The organism is Capnocytophaga sp. oral taxon 329 str. F0087 (genome assembly GCF_000213295.2).
Lineage (GTDB): Bacteria > Bacteroidota > Bacteroidia > Flavobacteriales > Flavobacteriaceae > Capnocytophaga > Capnocytophaga leadbetteri_A.
Map to the genome: position 1 here is coordinate 1 of NZ_KN390058.1, position 7,964 is coordinate 7,964.

General features: G+C 43.3%; 8 protein-coding genes and 1 pseudogene. All 9 read left to right on the plus strand.

Annotated elements, in window-relative coordinates:
- The coding region (locus HMPREF9074_RS10745; protein ID WP_034540742.1) for a DegT/DnrJ/EryC1/StrS family aminotransferase at positions 1-807 on the plus strand (807 nt) is incomplete at its 5' end.
- A 15-nt stretch (positions 808-822) separates the two neighbouring features.
- Positions 823-3,087, plus strand: coding sequence for an NADP-dependent malic enzyme (locus tag HMPREF9074_RS10750; RefSeq protein WP_009388415.1), 2,265 nt, complete (start codon positions 823-825; stop codon positions 3,085-3,087).
- Positions 3,088-3,120: 33 nt separating this feature from the next.
- Complete coding sequence (locus HMPREF9074_RS10755; RefSeq protein ID WP_009388416.1) at positions 3,121-4,089, plus strand: glycoside hydrolase family 130 protein; 969 nt, start codon at positions 3,121-3,123, stop codon at positions 4,087-4,089.
- Between the two features lie 159 nt (positions 4,090-4,248).
- A complete protein-coding gene (locus tag HMPREF9074_RS10760) occupies positions 4,249-4,434 on the plus strand; it encodes a hypothetical protein (protein ID WP_009388417.1) in 186 nt (61 codons plus the stop codon).
- On the plus strand, positions 4,418-4,867 hold the full coding sequence (locus tag HMPREF9074_RS10765; RefSeq protein ID WP_009388418.1) for a PIN domain-containing protein: 450 nt from the start codon (positions 4,418-4,420) through the stop codon (positions 4,865-4,867). The genes HMPREF9074_RS10760 and HMPREF9074_RS10765 overlap by 17 nt, the downstream gene beginning before the upstream one ends.
- Positions 4,868-4,871: 4 nt before the next feature.
- Positions 4,872-5,756 carry an NAD kinase gene (locus HMPREF9074_RS10770; RefSeq protein ID WP_009388419.1) on the plus strand — a complete coding sequence of 295 codons (885 nt, stop codon included), beginning with the start codon at positions 4,872-4,874 and terminating at the stop codon, positions 5,754-5,756.
- Position 5,757: 1 nt separating this feature from the next.
- Entirely contained in the window at positions 5,758-6,525 is a 768-nt protein-coding gene (locus tag HMPREF9074_RS10775) for a UDP-2,3-diacylglucosamine diphosphatase (protein WP_034540745.1), read from the plus strand.
- Between the two features lie 30 nt (positions 6,526-6,555).
- Positions 6,556-6,996: pseudogene (locus HMPREF9074_RS12725) on the plus strand (6-pyruvoyl tetrahydropterin synthase family protein); the annotation flags it as partial.
- A gap of 39 nt (positions 6,997-7,035) precedes the next feature.
- On the plus strand, positions 7,036-7,641 hold the full coding sequence (pgmB, locus tag HMPREF9074_RS12730; protein ID WP_231121930.1) for a beta-phosphoglucomutase: 606 nt from the start codon (positions 7,036-7,038) through the stop codon (positions 7,639-7,641).
- Positions 7,642-7,964 lie beyond the last annotated feature (323 nt).

A 7,964-nucleotide genomic window follows, 5' to 3' on the forward strand; every position in this document is an offset into this window, starting at 1 on the left:
TATGACGATACTTTTAATATCAATATCGAAGCTATAGAAAAAGCTATTACACCACGCACTAAAGCTATCGTGCCTGTACACCTTTTCGGGCAACCGGCTAATATGGAGGCGGTTATGGCACTAGCTAAAAAGCATAACCTCTTCGTAATTGAAGATAACGCCCAAGCGATAGGGGCTGACTATACCTTTGCCGACGGTCGCCAACAGAAAGTGGGTACTATAGGACACGTAGGGGCTACCTCTTTCTTCCCTTCTAAAAACCTTGGTTGCTATGGCGACGGAGGGGCTATCTTCACTAATGACGATGAGCTGGCTTACACCCTTAGAGGTATCGTAAACCACGGTATGTATGTGCGCTATCACCACGATGTGGTAGGGGTAAACTCGCGTTTAGACTCGCTACAAGCGGCTGTACTACGCGCTAAACTGCCTCACTTAGACGAGTATAACAACTGCCGTCGCGAGGCTGCTCGCCAATATACCGAAGCCCTACAAGGCAACGCTAACATTATCACCCCTGTAATAGCTAAAGGCTACGACCACGTATTCCACCAATACACCTTGCGCATCACCAACGGCAAACGCGATACCTTGGCTAAAGTTTTTGCTGATAATGGGGTACCTTTTGGCATCTACTACCCTATACCGCTACACGCTCAGAAAGCTTACACTCGTAGCTCGTATAACGAGGCTGACTTCGGTGTAACCAATCAGTTAGTGCAAGAGGTTATCTCGCTACCGATGCACACCGAGCTGGAAGACGAGCAAATAGCTTTTATAACAGACCTTATCAATAAAACCGTATAATCAGAGATTAAAAAAATGGATCAAAGAAAAAAAGAAGAAGCATTACGCTATCACGAGTTTCCGCAACCCGGTAAGATAGCTATTGTACCTACCAAAAAACACGCTACCCAACACGACCTGTCATTGGCTTACTCGCCTGGTGTGGCTGAGCCTTGTTTGGCTATCGCAGAAGACAAAAGCAACGCTTATAAATATACCGCTAAAAGTAACCTTGTAGCCGTTATCTCGAACGGTACAGCTGTGCTCGGTTTGGGCGATATAGGCGCTGACGCTTCGAAGCCTGTAATGGAAGGGAAAGGATTGCTCTTCAAAATATTCGCAGGTATAGATGTATTTGATATTGAGGTAGATGCTACCGATGTAGATAAGTTTGTAGAAACCGTAAAAGCGATCGCTCCTACTTTTGGAGGGATTAACCTTGAGGACATCAAAGCGCCTGAGGCTTTTGAAATAGAACGCCGCCTGAAAGAAGAATTGGATATACCGGTGATGCACGACGACCAACACGGTACGGCTATCATCTCGGCTGCTGCCCTTATCAACGCGTTAGAAATCGTAGGCAAAGACATCAGCAAAGCACAGATAGTGGTAAACGGAGCTGGTGCGGCTGCTATCTCTTGCACTCGCTTATACGTAGCCCTCGGTGCTGACCCTAAGAACATAGTAATGTGCGATAGCAAAGGGGTTATCCGCAAAGATGCGCCTAACCTAACAGAACAGAAAGCTGAATTTGCTACCGACCGCGACCTACGCACGCTGGAAGAAGCTGTGAAAGGCTCTGATGTATTTATCGGACTTTCTAAAGGTAATGTACTTACCCCTGAAATGCTACTTTCGATGAACAAAGACGCTATCGTATTTGCGATGGCGAACCCTACCCCTGAGATTGACTACGACTTAGCAGTGAAAACTCGTCAGGATATTATAATGGCTACCGGTCGCTCAGATTATCCTAACCAAGTGAACAATGTGCTTGGGTTCCCTTATATCTTCCGCGGGGCGTTAGATGTACGCGCTACTAAGATTAACGAGGAAATGAAGTTGGCTGCGGTACACGCTATAGCCGAATTGGCTAAAAAACCTGTCCCTCAGCAAGTGAGTTTGGTATACGGAGGTGAGAACTTAACCTTTGGCAAAAACTACATCATACCTAAACCTTTTGACCCTCGACTTATATACGAAGTACCACCGGCTATCGCTAAAGCGGCTATCGCTACAGGAGTAGCCCAACACCCTATCACCGATTGGGAAGCCTACAAAGGCGAACTAATGGACAGAATAGGGGTGGGTAGCAAAGAAATACGCCTATTGCAAGACCGCGCTAAACGCGCTCCTAAGCGAGTAGTATTTGCAGAAGGCGATCAGAAAGAAGTGCTAAAAGCGGCACAACGCATTTACGAAGACGGTATCGGTATACCAGTGCTTTTGGGTAACAAAGATGTTATCAAAGCCTTAAAACACGAAATAGGTTTTACTGCCCGTGTAGATGTAATAGACCCTAAGAGCGATGCTGAACGCGCCCGCCGCGAACGCTTCATCGAGCTATACTGGAAACAACGCGAACGCCGTGGGGTAACCTACGAGGCAGCCGACCGACTAATGCGCGAGCGCAACTATTTCGGTACTATGCTTGTAGAAACCGGTCAGGCAGATGCTATGATTACCGGTTACTCGCACGCTTATCCTAACGCTATACGTCCGGTGCTGGAAATCATCAAAAAAGAAGAAGGTGTAACACGCATAGCTGCTGCAAGTATAATGCTCAGCAAACAAGGTCCTATTTTCTTATCGGATGCTACTATCAACATAGACCCATCGGCGGCTGACCTTGCTAATATAGCGCTGCTAACGGCTAAAGCGGTGAAATTCTTTGGCTTAGAACCTTCAGTAGCGATGCTATCGTATTCTAACTTTGGTTCAGCTACCTCTGAAAGTACGCTAAAGGTGCGCGAGGCTGTGGCTTACCTACACAAGCATTATCCTGACTTAGTGGTAGATGGCGAGATACAAGCAGATTTTGCCCTTAACCCTGACAAGATAGCCAAAACCTATCCGTTCTCTAAACTGAACAATGGCAAGGGGGCTAATGCGCTGATATTTCCTAACTTAGAGGCGGCTAACATCAGCTATAAGCTACTAAAAGAAACGCAGCACTTAGACACCATAGGCCCTCTGATTATGGGTCTTACTAAGCCTATACACATCACCACTATCGGGTCGACCGTAGATGAGATGGTAAACTTAGCTACTCTGGCTGTGATAGAAGCACAGGGTAAATAATTAACCTAAAAAAATTAAAATAATAAAAATATAATGAGTCATAAAATTCCTTGGCAAGAACGCCCTGCAGGTTGTACCGATGTGATGTGGCGTTACTCTGAAAACCCTATTATCGGTAGATATGATATTCCTACCTCTAACAGTATTTTCAACTCGGCTGTAGTGCCTTTTGGCGATGGTTTTGCAGGGGTATTCCGCTGCGATAACAAAGCCGTGCAAATGAATATTTTTGCTGGTTTTAGTAAAGATGCTATCCACTGGGAAATCAACCACGAACCTATCGTAATGAAAGGGGGTAATACTGATTTCTTACACTCTGAGTACAAATACGACCCTCGCGTAACTTTCATCGAAGACCGTTATTGGGTGACTTGGTGCAACGGCTATTGTGGCCCTACTATCGGTATCGCTTACACTTTCGACTTTAAAGAGTTCTTCCAATGCGAGAATGCCTTTTTGCCATTCAACCGTAATGGAGTGCTTTTCCCTGAGAAAATCAATGGTAAATACGCGATGTTAAGTCGCCCAAGTGATAACGGACATACTCCTTTTGGTGATATTTTCATCAGCTACAGTCCGGATATGAAGTACTGGGGCGAGCACCGCTGTGTGATGAAAGTAACGCCTTTTGTTGATAGCGCTTGGCAATGTACTAAGATAGGAGCTGGTGCCGTACCTATCAAAACTAAAGACGGTTGGTTGTTATTCTATCACGGGGTGATAAATACTTGCAACGGCTTCCGTTACTCTATGGGGGCTGCCCTATTAGACCTAAACGACCCAAGCAAGGTAATCGCTCGTACACAGCCTTACCTTTTGGCGCCTGCCACCCTCTACGAAACTACCGGCGATGTACCTAATGTAGTATTCCCTTGCGCTGCCCTACATTCTATTGAAGAGGACAAAGTAGCGGTATACTACGGCGCTGCTGATACAGTAGTAGGGGTAGCTTTCGGACGCATCTCTGAAATCGTGAAGTTTACTAAAGAAAATTCGCTTTAATAAGAGAATAGCAACATAATAAAAATTGCGTGATTTGTGGAAAATCACGCAATTTTTATTATTTTTGTGCAGTACAAAGACAAAACGTTCTTCACTAATTTTCTCATTTGCTAATTATTTTGTACCTTTGCCTTATAGAAGACAAAATATTAAAATATTATGCAAGCAACAGCTACAAATACAAATACCCCAACCACTGTTCAGAAAGAAAAGCCTAAAAAGAAACTCTCTTATTATCAGAAGAAAAAAGCGATTGATGAGATTGCTAAATCTATGAATGCAGGAATGACAAGAAGATACTTATTCGATATGTTATTTAGAGAAAAAAATGATACTCATAACTGATAGTAATATTCTGATAAGTGCCTTGATAACTCCTAAGGGGATAATGGCTTCTATATTCAAACAAAAAAGCCATTTACAGTTTACAGCTCCTGATTATATTTTTGAGGAGTTAAAAGAACATTGGCAAAAAGTGGTAGAATGTTCAGACCTAACAGAAAAACAACTGAAAGAGGAATTAAAATACTACAAAACACGTATAAAGCTAAGTTATGTAAGCGAAATACCTACCCCTACTTTACTAAAAGCACACGCATTAGTAGATGATATAGACGAAGATGATACCTTTTTCATAGCTCTTCATTTGCATACTGGGCACAAGATTTGGTCTGGTGATGAAAAACTAAAAAAAGGACTTACTGCCAAAGGCTATGGGCATTTCTTTACCTCTACTGAAGAACTAAAAAAACATCTTTATAAAAAAGAAGAAATTTGAAAAGATGAAAATCGCTATTTATATACGCCAATATACTGCTGAAAACGAAAGCATCTTACAGCAGCTTTTCTCGCTCTTTACCCCTGATGACCAAGTGTATATAGAGCAGGAAATACTATCGGAATTGCAGCTGAGGTCTGATAAATTTAACAGCGCTAAATCTTTTGCTTCATTCGAAGACCTAAACACCTCTTACGACGTGATGCTGACTATAGGGGGCGATGGCACACTGCTAAAAGGCATTACCTATGTACGCAGTTTGCAGATACCTATTTTGGGCATCAATGCTGGGCGATTGGGCTTCTTGGCAACCGCCCATAAAGACGACTTGCCCAATGTATTAGAACAACTGCGCAAAGGCGATTATCAGGTGGTAGAACGCTCGGTTATAGAGGCTGTGTTTGCCGATACAGGCGAGCCGGTAGATACGGTAAACTTCGCCCTCAACGAGATAACCGTTACTCGCAAAAATACCGCCTCGATGATAACTGTCGATACGGAACTAAATGGCGACTACCTGTGCTCTTATTGGGCTGACGGACTTATCATCGCTACCCCTACAGGCTCTACGGGCTACTCGTTAAGCTGTGCAGGGCCGGTAATATTACCCACCGCTAAGAACTTTGTGCTTACCCCTATCGCTCCTCATAATCTGAGCGCCCGCCCTGTTATTATTCCGGAAGACGCAGAGGTTAAGCTGAGCATTTCAGGGCGCGAAAAGAAGTTCCTGATGTCGCTTGACTCGCATATCAAATCGATACCCAACAAACAGAGTATCATAGTTAGGAAAGCCCCTTTCGTAGTGAAGATGATTCGTTTAGAGGGCGATAGCTTTATCAAAACCCTTCGCACCAAGCTACTTTGGGGTGAAGATAAACGAAATAAATAAGATGTTGCACGTATCACTAACTGAAAATAAGAAAATATACTTTGCCTCAGACAATCACTTGGGCGCTCCTACCCCTGAGGCGAGCAAGGAACGCGAAGCGAAATTCGTGCGCTGGCTCGACACTATAAAAGCCGATGCAGGGGCTATCTTCCTCTTAGGCGACTTATTCGACTTCTGGTTTGAGTACCGCACAGTAGTGCCTAAAGGCTTCGTACGCACCTTAGGCAAGCTGGCCGAACTGCGCGATAGCGGCATCGCTATTTACTTTTTCGTAGGCAACCACGACCTGTGGATGGATGATTATTTTGAAAAAGAACTCAATATACCTGTCTTTCACCGTCCGCAAGAGGTAGAGAGCTGCGGCAAACGCTTCCTTATAGGGCACGGCGATGGTTTAGGGCCTGGCGATAAGGGCTACAAGCGAATGAAGAAAGTATTTACCAATCCTTTTTGCAAGTGGCTTTTCCGTTGGTTGCACCCTGATATAGGCGTGCGTTTAGCGCAATATTTATCGGTGAAAAACAAGATGATTTCGGGCGATGAAGACGTGCATTTCTTAGGTGAAGACAAAGAGTGGTTAGTGCAGTACTGCAAGCGCAAATTAGAGACTACCCATTATGATTACTTCCTTTTTGGGCATCGGCACCTACCAATGACTATCGATTTGGGCGGCAAAGCTACCTATATAAATACCGGCGACTGGATACACTACTACACCTACGCTGTATTCGATGGCAAAGAAACAAAGCTGATGCATTTTGAATTATAAATTATGAATTTTTGAATTAACGATTAGAAAATGATTCGTATTACAAAGAAATTTGATTTTGAGGCAGGTCACGCCCTCTATGGTTATGACGGCAAGTGCAAAAACCTGCACGGACATAGCTATAAACTTTTAGTAACCGTTATTGGTACGCCCATCAATGACCCACACAACGTTAAAAACGGTATGGTTATCGATTTTGGCGACCTAAAACGCATCGTACAAGAACAGATTATCACCCCTTTTGACCACGCTATGGTATTCAACTCTAACTCACCTCATCAAGAGCTAGCAGAAAGCCTACGCGCCAAAGGACACAATATCATCAGTGTACCCTATCAGCCTACAAGCGAAAATCTGGTAATCGACTTTGCTCAGCGCATTCAGCAGCAGTTGCCCCCCAATGTGCAACTTTACTCTATACGCCTATGCGAAACCGAAAGTTCGTATGCTGAATGGTTTGCTTCTGACAATCCGCAGCCTGTATGCTCCCTACCTGATGCTGATGGGTATATTTTCGACCTTGATGGGGTATTAGTAGATACGGCTAAATATCATTATTTAGCTTGGAAAGAAATCACTAAAGAGTTTGGTTTTGAGCTTACTCCCGAGCATAATGAGCAGCTAAAAGGCATAGGAAGAGAGGTATCGCTGCACAAAATATTATCGTGGGCAGGCAAGAGCCTAAGCGAGGAAGTTTTTGCGCAGACCGCTCTTAGAAAGAATGAAAGTTATCTGCAAAAAATAAGTCATATAGACCATAAGGAACTATTGCCAGGGGTATTGCCACTGCTTCAGCAACTGAAAAGCAAAGGCAAAAAGATAGCTCTTGGCTCTGCTAGTAGAAATGCACACTTAGTATTAGAACGCACCGGTATACTGCCTTATTTTGATGCTATAGTTGATGGCACAATGGTTAGCAAAGCCAAACCTGACCCAGAAGTTTTCTTGAAAGCAGCCGAAGCCCTACACCTCAGTGCCGACCGCTGCTGTGTATTAGAAGATGCTCCTGCGGGTATACAGGCTGCTAAAGCTGCTGGAATGACTGCTATAGGAGTAGGAAGTCCGGAAATTCTGAAAGGAGCTGATAAAGTAATCAGTTCTTTAGCAAATGGTTAAAATATTGATAATGAGCTACCTAAAAAAGTGATATGCGTTAATTTTTTGTTAAAGTCTGATTTTATTTTGGTATTTCAAAAAAACGCCGTACCTTTGCCAACGCAATGAGGGTGGTAGCTCATTGTAAAACTTCAAATAATAGTTTTCATAATTTAAAGTTTTGGTTGGTTAATGGAAAAGTCCGATAAATAATTATCGGACTTTTTTTATTTTATATCTTAAAAAGACTTGCATTTATCAAATATAAATGCTACCTTTGTGGCATCTTTTTGATAACCACTCAAAAAAACCTAAATGTATTATGCAAACCGAACTAATTATTA